Origin of the sequence: Actinoallomurus iriomotensis (assembly GCF_030269445.1) — a bacterium.
GTDB lineage: Bacteria > Actinomycetota > Actinomycetes > Streptosporangiales > Streptosporangiaceae > Actinoallomurus > Actinoallomurus iriomotensis.
In genome coordinates this window covers 384617-403687 of the sequence record NZ_BSTJ01000001.1, presented here as the reverse complement: position 1 = coordinate 403687, position 19071 = coordinate 384617, and the positions used below count along the sequence as shown (strand labels likewise).

The 19071-nt window shown below is 69.9% G+C and carries 18 protein-coding genes and 3 riboswitches; of the genes, 13 read left to right on the top strand and 5 right to left on the bottom strand.

Annotated features, from left to right (window positions below; all coding sequences use genetic code 11):
- The first annotated feature begins 40 nt into the window (after positions 1-40).
- The 4 genes from ctaC (at position 41) to QSK37_RS01875 (ending at position 4248) form a co-directional block, all read left to right on the top strand.
- Positions 41-874 (top strand): aa3-type cytochrome oxidase subunit II, encoded by an 834-nt coding sequence (gene ctaC / locus QSK37_RS01890; RefSeq protein WP_285566860.1) that lies wholly within the window; start codon positions 41-43, stop codon positions 872-874.
- Entirely contained in the window at positions 871-2550 is a 1680-nt protein-coding gene (ctaD, locus tag QSK37_RS01885) for an aa3-type cytochrome oxidase subunit I (protein WP_285566859.1), read from the top strand. Before ctaC ends, ctaD begins: the two co-directional genes overlap by 4 nt.
- A gap of 2 nt (positions 2551-2552) precedes the next feature.
- Positions 2553-2948 carry a cytochrome c oxidase subunit 4 gene (locus tag QSK37_RS01880; RefSeq protein WP_285566857.1) on the top strand — a complete coding sequence of 132 codons (396 nt, stop codon included), beginning with the start codon at positions 2553-2555 and terminating at the stop codon, positions 2946-2948.
- Between the two features lie 97 nt (positions 2949-3045).
- Positions 3046-4248, top strand: a complete 1203-nt coding sequence (locus QSK37_RS01875; RefSeq protein WP_285566855.1) for an Ig-like domain-containing protein — start codon at positions 3046-3048, stop codon at positions 4246-4248.
- A 68-nt stretch (positions 4249-4316) separates the two neighbouring features.
- On the opposite strand, the gene trpD is transcribed toward QSK37_RS01875, so the two are convergent.
- Positions 4317-5366, bottom strand: coding sequence for an anthranilate phosphoribosyltransferase (trpD, locus tag QSK37_RS01870; RefSeq protein ID WP_285617057.1), 1050 nt, complete (start codon positions 5364-5366; stop codon positions 4317-4319).
- 26 nt (positions 5367-5392) lie between these two features.
- Positions 5393-5800: a hypothetical protein gene (locus QSK37_RS01865; RefSeq protein ID WP_285567202.1), complete on the bottom strand. Its 408-nt coding sequence runs from the start codon at positions 5798-5800 to the stop codon at positions 5393-5395.
- 308 nt (positions 5801-6108) lie between these two features.
- Here QSK37_RS01865 and ctaE point away from each other — a divergent pair, with 308 nt between their 5' ends.
- The 5 genes from ctaE (at position 6109) to QSK37_RS01840 (ending at position 11496) form a co-directional block, all read left to right on the top strand.
- On the top strand, positions 6109-6768 hold the full coding sequence (ctaE, locus tag QSK37_RS01860; protein ID WP_349497936.1) for an aa3-type cytochrome oxidase subunit III: 660 nt from the start codon (positions 6109-6111) through the stop codon (positions 6766-6768).
- 5 nt (positions 6769-6773) lie between these two features.
- Complete coding sequence (gene qcrC / locus QSK37_RS01855) at positions 6774-7601, top strand: cytochrome bc1 complex diheme cytochrome c subunit (protein ID WP_432705515.1); 828 nt, start codon at positions 6774-6776, stop codon at positions 7599-7601.
- Positions 7594-8655 (top strand): cytochrome bc1 complex Rieske iron-sulfur subunit, encoded by a 1062-nt coding sequence (gene qcrA / locus QSK37_RS01850; protein ID WP_285566850.1) that lies wholly within the window; start codon positions 7594-7596, stop codon positions 8653-8655. Before qcrC ends, qcrA begins: the two co-directional genes overlap by 8 nt.
- Before the next feature lie 91 nt (positions 8656-8746).
- Positions 8747-10438 carry a cytochrome bc1 complex cytochrome b subunit gene (gene qcrB / locus QSK37_RS01845; protein ID WP_285617055.1) on the top strand — a complete coding sequence of 564 codons (1692 nt, stop codon included), beginning with the start codon at positions 8747-8749 and terminating at the stop codon, positions 10436-10438.
- 92 nt (positions 10439-10530) lie between these two features.
- Positions 10531-10615, top strand: a riboswitch (ZMP/ZTP riboswitch).
- Positions 10616-10638: 23 nt separating this feature from the next.
- Positions 10639-11496: a bifunctional 5,10-methylenetetrahydrofolate dehydrogenase/5,10-methenyltetrahydrofolate cyclohydrolase gene (locus QSK37_RS01840; RefSeq protein WP_285617054.1), complete on the top strand. Its 858-nt coding sequence runs from the start codon at positions 10639-10641 to the stop codon at positions 11494-11496.
- 22 nt (positions 11497-11518) lie between these two features.
- Here QSK37_RS01840 and QSK37_RS01835 read toward each other — a convergent pair whose 3' ends face one another.
- The 3 genes from QSK37_RS01835 to QSK37_RS01825 are packed head-to-tail and all read right to left on the bottom strand — an operon-like array spanning position 11519 to position 14370.
- The gene (locus tag QSK37_RS01835) at positions 11519-11806 is read right to left on the bottom strand and encodes an Lrp/AsnC family transcriptional regulator (RefSeq protein WP_285617053.1); all 288 of its coding nucleotides are present in this window, start codon (positions 11804-11806) and stop codon (positions 11519-11521) included.
- 57 nt (positions 11807-11863) lie between these two features.
- A complete protein-coding gene (locus QSK37_RS01830; protein WP_285617052.1) occupies positions 11864-12610 on the bottom strand; it encodes a rhomboid family intramembrane serine protease in 747 nt (248 codons plus the stop codon).
- An 8-nt stretch (positions 12611-12618) separates the two neighbouring features.
- The gene (locus tag QSK37_RS01825) at positions 12619-14370 is read right to left on the bottom strand and encodes a DEDD exonuclease domain-containing protein (RefSeq protein ID WP_285617051.1); all 1752 of its coding nucleotides are present in this window, start codon (positions 14368-14370) and stop codon (positions 12619-12621) included.
- Between the two features lie 189 nt (positions 14371-14559).
- Here QSK37_RS01825 and QSK37_RS01820 point away from each other — a divergent pair, with 189 nt between their 5' ends.
- The 4 genes from QSK37_RS01820 to QSK37_RS01805 all read left to right on the top strand — a co-directional run bounded on the left by QSK37_RS01820 (position 14560) and on the right by QSK37_RS01805 (position 18543).
- Complete coding sequence (locus tag QSK37_RS01820; protein ID WP_285617049.1) at positions 14560-15900, top strand: NYN domain-containing protein; 1341 nt, start codon at positions 14560-14562, stop codon at positions 15898-15900.
- Positions 15901-15960: 60 nt separating this feature from the next.
- Positions 15961-16176: a hypothetical protein gene (locus QSK37_RS01815; RefSeq protein ID WP_285566837.1), complete on the top strand. Its 216-nt coding sequence runs from the start codon at positions 15961-15963 to the stop codon at positions 16174-16176.
- Between the two features lie 177 nt (positions 16177-16353).
- Positions 16354-16487: riboswitch (cyclic di-AMP (ydaO/yuaA leader) on the top strand.
- A 132-nt stretch (positions 16488-16619) separates the two neighbouring features.
- Positions 16620-17528, top strand: coding sequence for a C40 family peptidase (locus QSK37_RS01810; protein WP_285617048.1), 909 nt, complete (start codon positions 16620-16622; stop codon positions 17526-17528).
- 34 nt (positions 17529-17562) lie between these two features.
- Positions 17563-18543: a C40 family peptidase gene (locus QSK37_RS01805; protein WP_285617047.1), complete on the top strand. Its 981-nt coding sequence runs from the start codon at positions 17563-17565 to the stop codon at positions 18541-18543.
- A 309-nt stretch (positions 18544-18852) separates the two neighbouring features.
- Positions 18853-19071: riboswitch (cyclic di-AMP (ydaO/yuaA leader) on the top strand.

Here is a 19071-nt window from a genome sequence, read left to right as displayed (position 1 = left end):
GATCGCCCGAGACTCGGGCTTCATCGTGGGAAGGCAATCCGTGAGTCCGACCCGCCGTAGAGAGCGGCGTACGCCCGCGAGCGCCGCCGCGCCCGGCGCCCGCCGACGCCTGCTGACGGGCGCCGCGGCGCTGTCGGCGCTGGCGTTCGCCGCGACGGCGTGCTCCGCTGAGAAAGTGCGCCTCGGCCTGCCGACGCCGGTCACCGAGCAGGGCAAGCGCGTCCTGACCCTCTGGCAGGGGTCCTGGGTCGCCGCGCTCGCCGTCGGCGCCCTCGTCTGGGGCTTGATCATCTGGGCGGTGCTCTTCCACCGCAAGCGGTCCGATCAGCTGCCGCCGCAGGTTCGCTACAACCTGCCGATCGAGATGCTGTACACCGTCGTGCCGTTCATCATCGTCGCGGTGCTGTTCTACTTCACCGCGCGCGACGAGACGTATCTCGAGAAGCTGACGCCGGCGTCCCAGGCCAGCGACGTGACCGTCGTCAACGTGACGGCGTTCCAATGGAGCTGGCAGTTCGACTATCCGCAGTACCACACCGCGCCGATCGTCGGACAGCCCGTCTCGCCCGACGACCCGCACAAGCCGACGTTCGAGATCCCGGTCGGCAAGAAGGTGCGGTTCCACCTGGTGTCCAAGGACGTCATCCACTCGTTCTGGGTCCCGTCCTTCATCTTCAAGCGCGACATCATCCCGGGGGCCAAGACCGGTCAGGACTTCGAGGTCACCCCCACGAAGACGGGCACGTACGAAGGACGCTGCGCCGAACTCTGCGGTGTCGAGCACGGCCGGATGCTCTTCCAGGTGAAGATCGTTCCGCAGGCGGAGTTCGACCAGTTCATCTCCAGCCATAAGGCGAGCGGGAGCACGCAGTGACCACCACCATCTCTCACCCGACCTCGTCGTCGGCGGGCGCGCCCCGGCGCACGAGCAAGGGCCAGATCATCGCGTCGTGGATGTCGTCCACGGACCACAAGGTGATCGGGTACATGTACCTGATCACGTCGTTCGTGTTCTTCGGCATCGGCGGCATCCTGGCCCTGGTCATGCGCGCCGAGCTGGCCCGGCCGGGCCTGCAGGTCGTCAGCGAGGAGCAGTTCAACCAGCTCTTCACGATGCACGGCACGATCATGCTGCTGCTGTTCGCGACGCCGCTGTTCGTCGGGTTCGGCAACGTGATCATGCCGCTGCAGATCGGCTCGCCCGACGTGGCGTTCCCCCGCATGAACATGTTCAGCTTCTACCTGTTCCTGTTCGGCGGGATCATCACGATCAGCGGGTTCCTGACCCCGGGCGGCGCCGCGAGCTTCGGCTGGTACGCCTACTCGCCACTGTCGAACGCCATCCGCTCACCCGAGGTCGGCGGCGACCTGTGGATCATGGGTCTGGTGCTGTCCGGCCTGGGCACGATCCTCGGTGGCGTCAACTTCGTCACCACGATCTTCTGCATGCGGGCGCCGGGCATGACGATGTTCCGGATGCCGATCTTCGTGTGGAACATCCTGCTGACGTCGATCCTCGTGCTCATGGCCTTCCCGGTGCTGGCCGCCGCGCTGCTGGCGCTGGAGGCCGACCGCAAGCTCGGCGCGCACGTGTTCGACGCCGCCAACGGCGGCGCGATGCTCTGGCAACACCTCTTCTGGTTCTTCGGCCATCCCGAGGTGTACATCGTCGCGTTGCCCTTCTTCGGGATCATCACCGAGATCCTGCCGGTGTTCTCCCGCAAGCCGGTCTTCGGCTACATCGGCCTGGTCAGCGCGACCGTCGCCATCGCCGGCCTGTCCGTGACCGTGTGGGCGCACCACATGTTCCCGACCGGCCAGGTGCTGCTGCCGTTCTTCTCGTTCATGACGTTCCTCATCGCGGTGCCCACCGGGGTGAAGTTCTTCAACTGGGTCGGCACGATCTGGCGAGGGCATCTGACGTTCGAGACACCGATGCTGTGGTCGCTGGGCTTCCTGGTGACGTTCCTCTTCGGTGGCCTGACCGGCATCATCCTGGCCTCGCCGCCGCTGGACTTCCACCTCAACGACAGCTACTTCGTCGTCGCGCACTTCCACTACGTGCTGTTCGGCACCGTGGTGTTCGCGATGTTCGCCGGCTTCTACTTCTGGTGGCCGAAGATGACGGGGAAGAAGCTCAACGAGTTCTGGGGCAAGGTCCACTTCTGGCTGCTGTTCATCGGCTTCCACACGACCTTCCTGGTCCAGCACTGGTTGGGCGCCGAGGGCATGCAGCGGCGCGTCCCCGACTACGCCAAGCAGTTCACCGGGCTCAATGAGGTCTCCAGCATCGGCGCGCTGATCCTGGCGATCTCGATGCTGCCGTTCCTGTGGAACGTCTACATCACCGCCCGCAGCGGCGAGCGGGTCCACGTCGACGACCCGTGGGGCTACGGCAACTCGCTCGAGTGGGCGACGTCCTGCCCGCCGCCGCGGCACAACTTCACCGCGATCCCGCGGATCCGCTCCGAGCGGCCCGCGTTCGACCTGCACTACCCGCACAGCGACGCCAAGCCCGCCGTGACGGCCGGTGCCGGAACGGAGGACTGACGATGAAGGTCGAAGGTTACCTGTTCGTCGGCTGCGCGCTGTTCTTCGCGGTGATGGACGTCATCTACTGGCTGTGGTCGCACGACCCGACCGGCACCACCGCGCTGGCCCTGACCGTGGGCCTGGCCGGGCTGGTCGGCTTCTACCTCCTGTTCACCGGCCGCCGGGTGGGTCCGCGGCCGGAGGACGACAAGGAGGGCGAGATCGCCGACGGCGCGGGCGAGCTGGGCTTCTTCAGCCCGCACAGCTGGTGGCCGCTGTTCGCCGCCGCCGCCGCGGCCACGGCGTCGCTCGGCGCCGTCATCGGCTGGTGGCTGCTGATGATCGGGCTGCTCGCCGTGGTCCTGGCCGCGATCGGATTCGTGTTCGAGTACTACCGGGGTCACTTCTCGCACTGAGGAACCCCAAGAAACGGTCACGAGGGCCGGTGTCGCCGAGAGGCGGCGCCGGCCCTCGTCGCATACTCGCCACGAACACTCACGGGTGGGGGTGCGTATGCGACGAGGGGCGGCCGCCGCCGGCGTGCTCCCGCTCGCCGTCCTGCTCGGGGCCTGCGCCCATCGGACTCCCGCGACGCGCCCGCCGGCCGCGGTGACGGTCCTGCCGGCGCAGGGAGCGAGCGCCGTGCCGCCGGACGCCCCGGTGAGCGTCCGGGTACGCGACGGGCGGATCCGTTCGGTCACGCTGGCCGACGGCGGGCGCCTGGAGGGGCGGACCAGCGCGGACGGCACCCTGTGGTGGCCACGGTGGGCGTTGACCCCCGGCCGCTCGTACACGCTCGTCGTCACGGTCGCGGGCGCCGACGGCCGCGTCGGCTCGGTCCGGAGCACGTTCCGTACGCGCCGGGTGGCGCACACGATCGGCGCGACCGTCGCCGCCCCGGAGCCCGGCGCCACGGTCGGGGTGGGAATGCCGATCATCATGCGCTTCGCGGAGCCGGTGCGGAACCGCACCGCCGTCGAGCGATCCCTGTCGCTGTGGACGTCGACGCCGGTGACGGGCGCGTGGCACTGGACCTCTCCGGCAGAGGTGATCTTCCGCCCACGCGAGTACTGGCCGGCGCACACCCGCGTACGCCTGCTGGCGCACCTGTCCGGCCTGCGGCTGGCAGGGGCCGCGTACGGCGCTGAGGACGTCGCCAGGGACTTCGCGGTCGGTGACGCGCACATCACCGTGGCCAGCGCCCGCAGCCACCACCAGGACGTCCGGGTGAACGGCCACAGAGTCCGCCGGATGCCGATCAGCATGGGGAAGGGGACGCGGCTCAAGTACACGACCACGAGCGGCATCCACCTGACCATGGAGAAGAGCCACCACGTCGTGATGGACTCGGCGTCGGTCGGCTGCCCGCCGGGCTGCCCGGACCACTACCGGCACGACGTCTACTTCGCCGTCCGGATCTCCGACAGCGGCGAGTACGAGCACAGCGCGCCGTGGTCGGTGGGGGACCAGGGCAGTCGCAACGTGAGCCACGGCTGCATCAACCTGGGCCCGCGCGACGCCCGCTGGTTCTTCCGCCAGACCCAGCCGGGAGACGTGGTCCAGGTCACCGGCACCCGCCGGCGCCTCGCACCGGGGAACGGCTGGGGCTTCTGGCAGCTGTCGTGGCCCGAATGGCTGTCCACGAGCCGCCTGGGCCCGTCGTACGGCCAGGGCATGCCCGCCCCGGCCCAGCCGCCCACGCTCACCCCGCGCTGAGGCCGCGCGACGCCCGACGAGGCCGCCACGACCAGGGGCGTCCCGCCGCGGACGGCGGTGGGTTCGCGTCAGGCGGCCAGGCGCTGAGTCAGTTCGGTCCAGCGGTCCAGGAGGGCCGTGGCGCTGCCGGAGTCGATGGCCTCCAGAGCGCGCGTGTACGCCGCTCTCATGGCCTCCGTGAGCCGTTCCGCGGGTGGGGTGCCGTCGCCCGCCACCAGCGCCGCGGCCGCGTTGAGGGCCACGATGTCGCGGACCGGTCCGGTCTCTCCGCCCAGTACCGCGCGTGCCACGCGGGCGTTGTGGCGGGCGTCCGCGCCGCGCAGGTCGTCCGGGGTCGCGCGGGGGATGCCCAGGTCGGCCGGGTCGAAGACGGTCTCGGTCGCCGTGCCGTCGCGGACCACCCACACGACCGACGTCGAGGTGGTGGTCAGCTCGTCCAGGCCGTCGTCGCCGCGGAACACCAGCGACGAGCAGCCGCGTTCGGCGAAGACGCCCGCGATGACGCCCGCCATGCGGGGGTGGTACACCCCGACCGCCTGGGCCGTGGGGCGGGCCGGGTTGGCCAGCGGGCCCAGGAAGTTGAAGATCGTCGGGGTGCCCAGCTCGCCGCGCGTACGCGCGGTGTGCTTCAGGGCCGGGTGGTACAGGGGCGCGAAGCAGAACGTGATGCCGATCTCGTCGGCGACACGGGCCGCGGCGGCCGGCGACAGGTTGATCACGACGCCGAGCTCTTCGAGCAGGTCGGCGGCGCCGCAGGAGGAGGACGCGGCCCGGTTGCCGTGCTTGACCATCCGCGCGCCCGCGGAGGCGGCGACGATCGCGCCCATGGTCGAGATGTTGACCGTGTGGGCCTGGTCGCCGCCCGTGCCGACGAGGTCGACCGCCGGGCCGGGGACGGTGATCGGCGTGGCGTGGGCCAGCATGCCCGTCGCGAGGCCGGTGACCTCGGCGACCGTCTCGCCCTTCGCCCGGAGCGCCACCGCGAAGCCCGCGATCTGAACGTCGCTGGCCTGGCCCGACATGATCTCCTGCATCGCCCAAGTGGTCTCGTCCGCCGACAGCGACTGCCCGTTGAGCAGCGCGTCGATCAGGGCGGGCCACGTCGTACGCGGGTCCATCCGGACGCTCCCTGGCGGCTATCGGGTTATCGGCGGGACAGCTCGGAGCCGGGTCCGGCCTGCCGCTTGCGCACCAGCTCGGCCACGCCCTCGGCGAGGGCGACGGCGTCGATGGGCTGGCTCGCGACGGCGTCGGCGCGCGACCAGGTGGCCAGCCAGCCGTCGTCGCGGCGGGCGATCAGGACCATGATCGGCGGGCAGTTGTAGATCTCGTCCTTGGCCTGGCGGCAGATGCCCATGCCACCGGCGGGCTGCGCCTCGCCGTCGAGCACGGCGACGTCGATGTCGCCCTTGTCGAGACGGGCGAAGACCGCGGGCTCGGTGGCGATCTCGACGTACTCCACCTCCGGGAGCCCGGCGGCGGGCCGCCGGCCGATCGCGAGGCGCACCTGCGTACGAGTGTTCGCGTCGTGGCTGTAAACAAGGATCTTCATCGTGGACTGCGGCGCGGAGGCCCCGGCGGTCAGGCCGAGGAGGGAATGCGCCTCCCCCTTCCGAAAGGACATGGTCGCGCCGCCGCACTGCCGGCGCCTGCGAGCCGGGTGATCACCGATCAGGCGATGACGCCCCGCGCACGTAGCGATGCTACCGGGCGCGACACGGCCCGTACGACCGGCCGGGCGCCAGGACCGGCCCGCAACGGAATGTTCCGGCGAAAACCGCCTGGAAGAGCCCTCGTGGCGGCGATCGGGGCGCGCCTGATGGGGGGTCCTGCGTCACCTACTCGGCAGGTGCCGTAATAATGCTTGCCGTGGCAACAGTATCCGCGACTGACAGCGCAGCACCCCGCACCCGCGCCAACCGGCCCAACCTCGTGAGTGTGGGCACGATCGTGTGGCTGTCGTCCGAGCTCATGTTCTTCGCGGCGCTGTTCGCGATGTACTTCACGATCCGGTCGGTGACCGTCGGAGACGGCGGCAAGTGGCCGGAGGCGAACCTCGACGTCCCGTACGCGTCGGTGAACACCTTCATCCTGCTGATGTCCAGTGTGACGTGCCAGCTGGGTGTGTTCGCGGCCGAGCGGGGCCAGGTCGGGCGCCTCGGAAGCATCGTGAACATGCGCAAGTGGGGCCTGCGCGAGTGGTACTTCTTGTCGTTCCTCATGGGCGCGGTGTTCGTCGCCGGGCAGCTCAACGAATACCGCTCGCTGATCCATGAGGGCACCACGATCTCGTCGAGCGCGTACGGATCGGTCTTCTACTTGACCACGGGCTTCCACGGTCTGCACGTGACCGGTGGCCTCATCGCGTTCCTGTTCATGCTCGGGCGGACGTACGCCGCGAAGCGCTGGACGCACGAGCAGGCGACCAGCGCCATCGTCGTGTCCTACTACTGGCACTTCGTCGATGCGGTGTGGGTCGGGCTGTTCTTCACGATTTACATCATCGAGCTGTTGCAATGATCCAGATGGGACCCTCTTCCGTGAAATGGTTCACCGCATGGCGCCGGCGCCCGTGGGCGGGCTACGCCGTCGTGCTGGCCGCGCTCGCGATCATCGCTGTCGCGTACGCCGGTGTCTCCTCGGGAGGCGATCGCGCGCAGGCGTCTGACACCCAGGCGTCGGCGCAGGACATCGCCAAGGGCAAGGAGCTTTTCAACCAGACCTGCTCGAGCTGCCACGGCGCGAACGCCCAGGGCACGCGCACGGCGCCCAGTCTGATCGGCGTCGGCGCGGCGTCCGTGGACTTCCAGGTCGGTACCGGCCGGATGCCCGCGATGAACCCCGGCGCGCAGATTCCGCGTAAGAAGCCGGTCTTCAACGAGGAGCAGACCCGCCAGATCGCGGCGTACATCGCCTCGCTCGGCGGCGGGCCGGCGGTCCCCTCCAGCGACCAGGTCGACCCGAAGACCGGCGACGCCGCGCTCGGCGGCAAGCTGTTCCGCGCCAACTGCGCCCAGTGCCACAACTTCGCCGGGTCCGGGGGAGCGCTCACGGGCGGCAAGTACGCCCCGCCGCTGGACAAGGCGACGCCCACGCAGATCTACGAGGCCATGGTGACCGGCCCGCAGGCGATGCCGGTCTTCAACGACACGACCATCACGCCGGCGCAGAAGCGCGCGATCATCGCGTACGTCACGCAGACCCGCAGTGAAGTGAACCCGGGTGGCAACGGCCTGGGCCGTGTCGGCCCGGTGGCCGAGGGCCTCGCCGGCTGGCTGGTCGGGATCGGTCTGATGGTCGTCGCAGCCGCGTGGCTCACCGCCAGGAAGCCCAAGAAGAAGCACAATGACTGACAACAACGAGACCAGCGGCGCGACCCCGGAAGAGGAGAGTCGCGTACCCAAGCGTGTGATCGGCACCCCGTCGCCGGCCGGCACTCAGGAGCTGCTTCCCGAGGAGAAGGCCAAGGAGGGCGGCAACGCCTACGTGCTCGACGAGACGAAGGCACGCAAGGCCGAGCGCGTCGCGGCCGCCTTCTTCACGCTCAGCTTCCTGGCCGGCATCGCGTTCATCGTGTTCTACGCCGTCTGGCCGGGCCACGTGGGCAACATCGACCGGGCCGCCCGGTCGAACTACACCCTCGGCACCGCGCTGACGGTCGTCTTTCTCGGGCTCGCGGTCGGGATGACCATCTGGGTGCGTCACCTGGTGACCACCAAGGAGATCGTCCAGGAGCGGCACGCGCTGTCCTCGACGCCGGAGGACCGCCAGGTCTTCAACCAGTACTTCCAGGAGGGCACCGACGAGAGCGGCCTGCTCAAGCGCCGGCTGCTGCGCCGCACGCTGCTGCTCGCCGCCGCGCCGCTCGGCCTGCTCCCGCTCATCCTGCTGCGCGACCTCGGCCCGCTGCCGGAGAAGAAGCTGCGCCACACGGCCTGGAAGCAGGGCACCCGCCTCGTCGTCGACGGCACCGGGCAGCCGCTGAAGGCGGCCGACTTCAACTCTCCGGGCGGCATCATCACGGTCGTCCCGGAGGGCTCCGAGGACAACCTCAATGAGATCGCGACGAGCACGGTCCTGCTGCTGAACCTCCCGGAGGACCAGCTCAAGGTCAAGAAGGGCCGGGAGAACTGGAACGTGGGCGGCATCGTCGCCTACTCCAAGATCTGCACGCACGTGGGCTGCCCGGCGGCCCTGTACGAGCAGACCACGCACCACATCCTGTGCCCGTGCCACCAGTCGACCTTCGACGCGCTTGACAGCGCCAAGGTCATCTTCGGCCCGGCGGCCCGTCCGCTTCCGCAGTTGCCCATCGGCGTCGACTCCGAGGGTTACCTCATCGCCGCGAGTGACTTCCACGAGCCGGTCGGCCCGAGCTTCTGGGAACGCGGGAGGCCGAAGGTATGAACGACATGACCCTCACCCCTGCACGCATCCGATGCGACGGCTCGCGGCACGCACCGATCGGTGAACCGCGCGGCGAGCGAGGAGCGGCGAAATGAGCACGACGACACCTCCCAAGGCCATCGACGGCGCGATCGGTTTCGCCGACGAACGCTTCGCCACCGCCGGGTTCCTCCGCGGCAAGATGAAGAAGGTCTTCCCCGACCACTGGTCGTTCATGCTGGGCGAGATCGCGCTGTACTCGTTCATCATCCTGCTGCTCAGCGGCACCTTCCTCACGCTGTGGTTCAAACCGAGCATGTCCGAGGTCGTGTACCACGGCAGCTACACGAAGCTCAACGGCGTCAGCATGAGCGAGGCGTACAGCTCGACGCTGCACATCAGCTTCGACGTCCGCGGTGGCCTGCTCATGCGCCAGATCCACCACTGGTCGGCGATCCTGTTCCTCGGGTCGATCATGGCGCACATGCTCCGGGTCTTCTTCACCGGCGCCTACCGCAAGCCGCGTGAGATCAACTGGCTCATCGGCATCACGATGTTCACCGTGGCCATCCTCGAGGGCCTGTTCGGTTACTCACTGCCGGACGACCTGCTGTCCGGCACGGGTCTGCGCATCACCCAGGGCGTGCTGCAGTCGATCCCGATCGTCGGCAGCTACCTGTACTTCTTCGCCTTCGGGGGCGAGTTCCCCGGCCAGGACTTCATCCCACGGCTCTACACCGTGCACGTGCTCCTCATCCCGGGCATCCTGCTGGCGCTGGTCGCGGCGCACTTCATGATCCTGTGGTTCCAGGGGCACACGCAGTTCCCGGGCAAGAACCGGGAGGAGAAGTCCGTGATGGGCAAGCCGTTCTACCCGGTGTTCCTCATCAAGACCACCGCGTTCTTCGTCTTCACCTTCATGGTCGTCGCCCTCCTGGGGACGTTCGCTCAGATCAACCCGATCTGGCTGTTCGGTCCGTACACCCCGGACTCCATCACGGCCGGTTCACAGCCCGACTTCTACATGGGCTTCCTCGAGGGCGCGCTGCGCATCATGCCCAACTGGGAGACGAACCTCTGGGGCCACACGGTCTCCTGGAACGTCCTGGTGCCGGCGCTCGTGCCACTGGGCCTGATCATGACGGGGGCCGCCGTCTGGCCGTTCGTGGAGCAGTGGGCGACCGGCGACCGGCGCATCCACCACATCGCCGACCGGCCGCGTAACGCGCCGTTCCGCACCGCGGTCGGCATGGCCGCCGTCGCCTTCTACGGGCTGCTGTGGCTGGCGGGAGGCAACGACGTCCTGGCCGACAAGTTCCACATCTCGCTGTACCAGACGACGTGGTTCTTCCGCTTCGCGGTCTTCATCGGCCCGGTCATCGCCTACATCGTGACCAAGCGCATCTGCCTGGGCCTGCAGCGCAAGGACGCGGCGGAGTACGGCCACGGCGTCGAGTCCGGCATCATCAAGATGCTGCCGAGCGGCGAGTTCATCGAGGTCCACGAGCCGGTCAAGGACGACGCCGAGGCGGTCCTCGCGAGCAAGCCGGCGGCGCCGGCGCTCATCGCGGGGCAGGAGGAGGACGAGAACGGCATCCCGTCGCCGGCCTCCCGCGGTCCGCTCGGCCGGGCCCGCCGGGCGCTGAACGGCGCCTTCGCGGCCGACGACATCCCGATCGGCAACGGTCACGCGGCCGGTCACGGCCCTGGTGAGCCCGGTGCGCCGGGCGACGACGACGGTGACGCCGTCGTCAAGCACCCGGAGACCGAGGGCGGCGAACACCGCGAGCTCAGCCGCGGCTGACCCGTACGTCCCGAAGGCCCGTCACCGCATCGCGGTGGCGGGCCTTCGGCCGTGAGCGGGCCGCTCGGGGGCGGGAACGGCTACGCTTGTGCCCTGCGGGCCGTGACTGGCGCTGAAGGTGGAGTCACCACCGGGGAGCGGCCCGGACACCGAGTGCCGTGCGCCTGGGCCGATCCACCGTGACACCCAGGAGCGACCCGATGTCCACGACGCACAGCGCCCGTCTCATGGACGGCACCGCCCTCGCCCGTCGCATCACCGAGCGCACCACCGCACGCGCGGCGGCGGTCACCCGGCGGCGCGGCACGGCCCCGTGCCTGGCCACCGTGCTGGTCGGCGATGACCCCGCCTCCGTGACCTACGTCCGGATGAAGCGCGCCCGGTGCGAGTCGGTGGGCATCACCTCCCGCCACGTTCCGCTGCCGGCCGCCACGACGACGGCGGAGCTGGTCGCCACGATCACCGCTCTGTCGGAGGACCCGGGCGTGGACGGCATCCTCCTGCAGCATCCGGCCGGGCCGCACATCGACGAGCGGGCCGCGTTCGAGGCGATCGCCCCGGCCAAGGACGTCGACGGCGTCACCATGCGGTCCTTCGCCGCGATGAGCTTCGGCCTGCCGGGCTTCGTGTCCTGCACACCCGGCGGGATCATGCGGCTGCTGGAGGAGTACGAGGTCGACCTCGCGGGCCGGCACGCGGTCGTCGTCGGCCGGAGCGCCATCCTGGGCCGGCCGGCCGGCATGCTGCTGCTCGGCCGCGACGCGACGGTCACGTACTGCCATTCCCGTACCGCCGACGTGGGGGCGCTCGTGCAGGAGGCGGACGTCGTCGTGGCGGCCGTGGGACGGCCGAGGTTCGTCCGGGGCGAGGACGTCAAGCCCGGCGCGGTCGTCATCGACGCCGGCTACAATGCGGGCAACGTCGGCGACGTCGACTTCGAGACGGCGAGGACCCGCGCGAGCCTCATCACCCCGGTGCCCGGCGGCGTCGGCCCGATGACCATCGCCGTCCTGCTCGAACAGACCGTCGAGGCGGCGGAGCGAAGCCTGCCCGCCTGACCGACCGTCGAGCGGCAGGGGCTCAGTCGGCGTCGGGGAGGCCGAGCGCGAAGGCGGCCTCCAGGTCGTGCTGGGAGTAGGTGCGGAAGGCGATGTGGGTCTCGGTGTGCGTGACCCCGGCGACCTTGTTGAGGCGGCCCGGGATGACGTCGGCGATCTGCTCGTACTGGCGGACCCGCACGAGCGCGACCAGGTCGAACTCGCCCGTCACCGAGTAGACCTCGCTGACCCCTTCGAGCCCGGCGATGGTCTCGGCGACCTCGGGGATGCGCGAGACGTCGGCCTTGATGAGCACGATGGCGGTGATCAAGAGGTCCTCCTGCGATAGGTCGAGCCGGCCGTGGCGGAAAGCCTAGTAGAGCGGTTTTCACCGCCAGCTGAGGGCCGCCGACTTGCGGGCGAAGCCGCCTCGTCGTACGAGCAGGCCGCAGATCATCCCCGCGACGAACCCGTAGATGTGCGCGACATAGGCGGTCTGGCTCTGGTCGCCGAGGCTGAACCACTGGAACACGAAGAACTGCACCAGCAGGGTCCAGGAGGGCAGCCGGAACGGCAGGAACGACAGGACCAGCGCGATCGTCTTCGAGCGCGGGTAGAGCACCAGGTGGGAGCCGAGCACGCCGGCGATCGCCCCCGAGGCCCCCACCAGCGGCGTCATCGAGCCGGGGTAGGTCACGGCGAAGCCGTACGCCGCGATGTAGCCCACGAGCAGGTAGAAGAGGAGGAACCGCAGGCGGCCCAGCCGGTCTTCGGTGGCGGCCCCGAAGATGAACAGGTAGACCATGTTGCCGAGGATGTGCGTGACGCCGCCGTGCAGGAACATCGACGACAGCGCGGACAGCCATGGGCGCTTGTGGTACGGCGCGGGGTGGCAGGCGGAGGCGACCTCGTCCGGCACCGGCGCCTGCCGGTCGTCGATCATCTCCTTGGGTATCGCGCCGTACTTGAGCAGGAACGTCGTCTGCTCGCAGTTGCGCTGGAGACGGCTCTCGCCGCCGTGGCCGATCGAGGCGATCGGCGAGAGGAGGAAGACGACGACGTTGACCGCGATGAGGAGATAGGTGACCAGCGGCGCGCGCCGTGTCGGCTGGTTGTCGTACAGCGGCAGCGCCACTCCCACTCCTAACGCGTCGGCCGTCCGGCCCGGTCAACCATACGGGAATCGGTGTCGCGATACGCGTCGTCGATCCAGCGCCGCACGCTCTCGGCGCCGTGGGCCGGGCAGCTCCACGTGCCGTCCACCTCGACCAGGCGTACGCCGGGGGAGTCGAGCCAGCGCAGGACGCACTCCATCTCCTCCGCGGAGGCCCGAGGCGCGGCGCCCGGACCGGGCCGTACGGTCTCGGCCGTGGCGACGAGCGCCTCGACGTAGGGCATCGGATGGGCGTGGGGCGGGACGGTGCCCGCGGCGGCGAGCCGGCCGTGCCGTACGACGTGCAGCTCCCAGCCGCCGTCGAAGGCGGGCCGGGCGGCGACGAGCTGGGCGATGCCGGCGAGGGAGGACAGCCGCTGGCAGCGTGCCGCCCCCCGGACGAAGGCGGCCAGCCGGTCGCGGAGTGCGGCGGCCTCCTCGTAGCGGAGCTGCTCGGCGAGCCGGTCGATGCGGGCGCGCGCCGCGGTCACCACCGGGCGGACGTCGCCGGTGAGGATCGCGCGGGCGTGGGCGGCGTGCTCGGCGTACGCCTCGGGGCTCTGCCGTCCCTCACAGGGAGCCCCGCACCGGCCGAGCTCGCCGAGCACGCACGTGCCGGCCCGGCCCTCGGAGATCACCCGCACGGTCAGCCGTTGCGTGCACTGGCGCAGCGGCACGGCGTCGTGCACGGCCGCGCGGGCCTCCTCGGCGACGCGCGTGCTGCCGAACGGGCCCAGGTAGACGCTGTCGTCGTCGCGCACCTCGCGGACGATGGACAGCCGGGGGAACGGCTCGGAGGTCAGCTTGAGCCACACGGCGCGCTCGGGATGGCGCGAGCGGCGGTTGTAGCGCGGCTTGTGCGCGGCGATCAGGCGCAGCTCGCGCACCTCGGCCTCCAGCGCGCTGGCGCAGACGATGGTGCGCACCCGCTCGGCGATGCCGATCATCTCGCGGATGCCCCGGCGCGTCTCGGAGGCGGTGAAGTAGGAGCGGACGCGCGTGCGCAACCGGCCGCTCTTGCCGACGTAGAGCGGCTCGCCGCGCGCGTCCTCGAAGATGTAGACGCCCGGCGAGGCCGGCACCGCGTCGGCGAGGTGGCGCTTGCGCCGCTGCTCCGGCGTCGGGGCCCGGGAGAAGCTCATCAGCTCCTCCAGCGACTCCACGCCGAACGCGCCGGCGCGCTCGAACAGCCCGTGCAGCACGTCGACCGTCGCCTTGGCGTCGGCGAGTGCCCGGTGGCACGGCTCGGTGGCCGTACGGAAGAACCGGGCGAGCGTGGACAGCTTGCAGTTGGGCACCTCGTCGCGGGTGAGCAGCCGCCGCGCCAGGTCGGCCGTGTCGACGACGGCCGGCGCGGGCCAGGGACGCTCCTGCGCGGCGCACGCGGCCTTGAGGAAGCCCATGTCGAACGGCGCGTTGTGCGCCACCAGCACGGCCCCGCGCGCGAACTCCAGGAACGCCGGCAGGACCTGCTCGACGGGCGGCGCCGCGACGACCATCTGCTGGGTGATGCCGGTCAGCACGGTGATGAACGGCGGGATCGGCATGCCCGGGTCGACGAGCGTGCCGAACTCGCCCAGGATCTCGCCGCCGCGCACCTTCACCGCGCCGATCTCGGTGATGGCGTCGTCGCGTGCCGACCCGCCGGTGGTCTCCAGGTCGACGACCACGAAGGTCACTCCGATGAGGGGGGTGCCGAGATCGTCGAGGGTGCCCTGCACGGCAGGGCCAACGGGGGCCATGGCTGGCACCGTACGGGCGGGCACCGACAAGCCGGCCCCCGCGACACCTCCCGGGAGGGGCCGGCGACGAGGCGCGGGGCATTCGTCGGAGGATCGCCTACTCCGGGGTGTCCTGCCGTCTACGCTGGGCAGCGACGGCGGTACGGGCGAGCCGGCGGTATGTTCGCCGGACGCGCGACCCGACCACGCGTGAGGAGAAAGATCATCGACACCGGCCCGGGTGAGCATCTCGATCAGCCGTTGCCAGAGGCGGTCCGGCAACGCGTGGTCGAGATCGCCGCGTACGCCGTCGGCGTGCTGCCGGGCGATCAGGTCCCGGCGCCGCTGCGGCGCGTCGCGCGGTTCGAGCCACGCCGCCGGGCCCGGCTGGCGGCCACGCCGATCGCCGCCCAGCTGGCGAAGGACGACGTGTTCCGCGAGCGCGTCGCCGAGTCCGCCCGCGAGGACCAGACCGAGCTGGCGGCGGCGCTCGAGTCGGGGACGGTTCCGGCCGCGGCCGACCCGGTGACCGTCGCCGCCCTCGCGTACCTCATGCGCCCGCCGGGCTGGACCGAGCGGGTGGAGACGGCGCGGCGCGATCTCGAACGCTCCGCCCTCGCGGCCGACGAGGCCGAGACGATCCGCAAGGTGGCCGAGCTCCAGGAGCAGATCGCGGCGGCCAGGGCGACACGCTCGGAGGAGATCGAGAAGCTCCGCGCCGAACTGCGTGCCTCACGGGCGGAGAACGCCGAGCTGCGCAAGAAGCTGCACGAGAGCCGTACACGCGCCAAGCGCGAGCACGCGCGGGCGGAGGAGCTGGACCGCCAGGCGGGGGAGGACCGCGCCGCCGCCACGGCCGCGGCGGCCGCCGCGGAGACGGAGCTGCGCCGGCTGCGGGCCCGGCTGTCGCAGGCCGAGTCGGCCGCCGAGAACGCCCGCCGCGCCGCCCGCGAGGGGCGCAACCTCGACGACACGCGGCTGCGGGTGCTGCTCGACGCCCTGACCGACGCGGCACGCGGCCTGCGCGAGGAGATCGGGCTGCCGACCGGCATCACCCGCCCGGCCGACAACGTCGTGGCGGTCGCGCCCCAGCGGCCCGGCCACCGCACGCTGCCGGGCCGTGCGCTGGCCGACAGCGACCCCGCGCTGCTCGACCAGCTCCTCACGCTGCCGCAGGTGCACCTCATCATCGACGGCTACAACGTCACCAAGACCGGTTACGGCGACCTTCCCCTGTCGGACCAGCGGTCCCGCCTCGTGTCGGGCGTCGGCGTCCTGCACGCCCAGACCAAGGCCGAGGTGACCGTGGTGTTCGACGGCGCCGAGCTGGACGCCCCGGTCGCGGTGCAGGCGCCGCGCGGGGTGCGGGTGCTGTTCAGCGCGCCCGGCCAGACCGCCGACGACCTCATCGGCCAGCTCGTACGCGCGGAACCGAGCGGGCGTGCGGTGGTGGTCATCTCCTCCGACCAGGAGGTGTGCGACGCCGCCCGCCGCGCCGACGCGCGGCCCGCGCCCGCGTCACTGCTGCTGAGGCGCCTCAACCGCACGTGAGCCGGTTCCGCTGGTTCTGTCGGCACGATTCTGTCACTGCCTCCTCCTACCGTCTGTGTCATGACGCCGACACGAGGAGGCACGATGCTCGTCGACTGCGAAAAGTGTGAGGTACGCAACGTCGGGTGCGCGGACTGCGTGATCTCGTTCATGCTGACCGATCCGGTCGCGGCCGTGGAGATCAGCGACGGTGAGCGCCGTGCGCTGGATGTTCTCGCGGAGGGCGGCATGCTTCCGCCGCTCCGCCTGACGATCTCCGATGAGCGCGCCTCGTAATCACCCGTGCGCACCCTGCTGCCAGATTGACGGAAATTGCGAGTATTCCCGTAGAAGCGGTTGTTACCAGGGTGATACTTGACTAGTCTCACGCGCTGAGTCAGTCGCTCGTTCGTCGCCCCCCAGGCGACGGCGACAGACTCCCGCCGAGTCGTCACGGCAATCCCGGGGACCTTCCGCCGAAGGCCGCCCATGCCGTACCGAGCCGGGGAACCAGGTTCCAGGGGTGAATCGGAGCGTTCGCGTTCCGTAGGGCGCCTTCCACGCCCGAATCCGTCAGCTAACCCGGTAGGCGGTCCTTGGGAGAGGGGCGTGCCGCAATCGTGGCGACACAGCGCAGTTCCGGCGGTGCCACCGCCGGTTGGCTGCCGGGAGGCAGAGTCGGGGCACGTGCCCTGGCGACACTGTGCGTAGCAGCATCGGCGGCGTTGGTACTGCCGTCCGTGCCGGCCGAAGCAGCGCCGAAACCGACGCTGAAAGAGAGCCAGGCCAAGCTCAAGAAGCTTAATTCCCAGGTTGACCACCAGGACAACGTCTACAACAAGGCCAAGGAACAGCGCCAGGCCGCCAAGAAGAAGTACGACGCCCTGAACAAGTCGGTCGCCGAGGACCAGAAGACCTACGAGCGCCTCCGCGAGCGGGTCGCGCAGCTTGCCGCCGCCGCGTACAAGAGCGGCGACTCCGGCGACATTCCGAACCTCGTGTCGTCGAACAACCCGTCGGACGTTCTCGACCAGATCTCGGTCTTCACGCAGGTCGCGCACAACCGGTCGACCGAGGTCACCCAGTTCCTCAACGCGGCCCAGCTGCTGCAGCGCCAGAAGGCGCAGGCGCAGCAGGCCGCCGCCGACCTCAGTTCGAAGCTGAAGTCCGAGAAGGCGCAGCTCGACAAGCTGAAGAAGCAGGCCAGGCAGCAGCAGTCCCTGGTCAACAGGCTCGGCGGGGGCAGCACCTCGTCCGGCGGCCATGGCGGCACCTACAACGGGCCGGCGTCCGGCCCCGCCCGCCTCGCTCTCGAGTACGCGTACCAGCAGAAGGGCGCCCCGTACAAGTACGGCGGCACCGGCCCGTACAACTCCGGCTACGACTGCTCCGGGCTCATGATGATGGCCTGGCGGCACGCCGGCGTCAGCCTTCCCCGCGTCGTGCCGGACCAGTACAACGCCACCCGCCGCGTGGCGCGCTCGGATCTCCAGCCCGGTGACCTGGTCTTCTTCGACAACCTGAACCACGTCGGGATGTACGTCGGCAACAACCAGTTCATCCACGCGCCGCACACGGGCACGGTCGTCCAAATCGAGAGCCTGAGCGGCTACTACAGCTCCAACTTCTACGGCGCTGGCCGTCCGTAAGGGGCTGACCACAGTGGAGATGAAGCGTTCAACCATGTCCAGAACCAGTCGTTGGATCGTCGGCACCGCCGGAGCGGCCGTTGTCGCCGGGCTCGTCCTGCCCGCCAGTCCCGCCCAGGCGAAACCCACTCCCTCGCTGAGCGCCGCCAAGCAGCAGCTCGCCAAGCTCAACGACCAGGTGGACCAGCTGGCCAACCAGTACAACAAGGCCAAGGAGGACTGGAAGGCCGCGCAGAGCCACCTCAAGGCGCTCAAGTCCTCCGTCACGGTCGAGCAGGAGACGTTCAACCAGCTGCACACCCGGGTCGCCCAGCTCGCCGCCGCGGCGTACAAGGAGGGCGGCACGGGAGGGGACATCCCTCAGTTCTTGTCGGCCAAGGACCCTGAGTCCGTGCTCGACCAGATGACGGCCTTCACCAAGGTCTCCAGCAACCGCGCGGCGGAGCTGAACCAGTTCCTGGCGTCCGCGCAGCGGCTGGAGCGGCAGAAGGCACTGGCGGAGCAGGCGGCCGAGCAGCTCAAGCAGCAGAAGGACCAGGTCGACAAGCAGCGGTCGGCGGCCAACTCGGCCATCAGGAAGCAGCTGCGCCTGATCGACAAGCTGGGCGCCAACATCGACCCGGGCTCGTCCAAGGCCAACTGCTCGATCCTGGCGACCGGCCGCGCCGAGACGGTGCTGAGGTACGCCTGCGCGCAACTCGGCAAGCCGTACGTCTTCGGGGGCGCCGGCCCGAACGTCTTCGACTGCTCGGGCCTGACGATGATGGCCTACAAGCAGATCGGCATCAACCTCAGCCACTACGTGCCGAACCAGTACAGCGCGAGCCGGCGCGTGGCGAAGGCCGACCTCCAGCCGGGAGACCTCGTCTTCTTCAGCAACAACGACCACATGGGCATGTACGTCGGCAACGGCAAGTTCATCCAGGCGCCGCACACCGGCGATGTGGTGAAGATCTCCAGCCTCAGTGACGCGTACTACAGCCAGGTGTACTACGGCGGCGGTCGCCTGCTCTGACCGACCCGAACATCACAGGCCCTCTGGCGATGCCCAGAGGGCCTGTTTCGGTCGGGGCCAATTCACCTTAGGTAATTCCTCTCGTACGCTCTGGCGACAAATTTGCGCATTCATTGGTGCCTTGTTAGCGTGCGCCGAGTTATGCGATACGCCCCATGTGTCGCATGCGGCCATCACGAGGGAATTCGTCCTCCGCTTTGGATGTGTTGTGGAACACATTCCGCTGGGCGACTTTCCTCTCGGCTTTCCGGAATGCAGAGATAAGCGGCCGGCCACAGTGAGAACCGCCCGGTGAGAGGGCGCGTCCGGCGGCCGCGAGCGCCGAGTCCGCGGGCACGCGGAGCCGGGGACCCACATGCGCGCGAAGGCGCAGATCCCCAGGGGTGAGTCGGTGCGCCTGCGCCATCACAGCAGACCGTAGTGCGGCGAACGGGCCGTGGTGCGGCGTGGTGCGCCGGGCGGACCGTAGGGCGGCTTCTTCCAGCCCGAACCCGTCAGCTAACCCGGTAGGCGCACACGGAAGGAGAG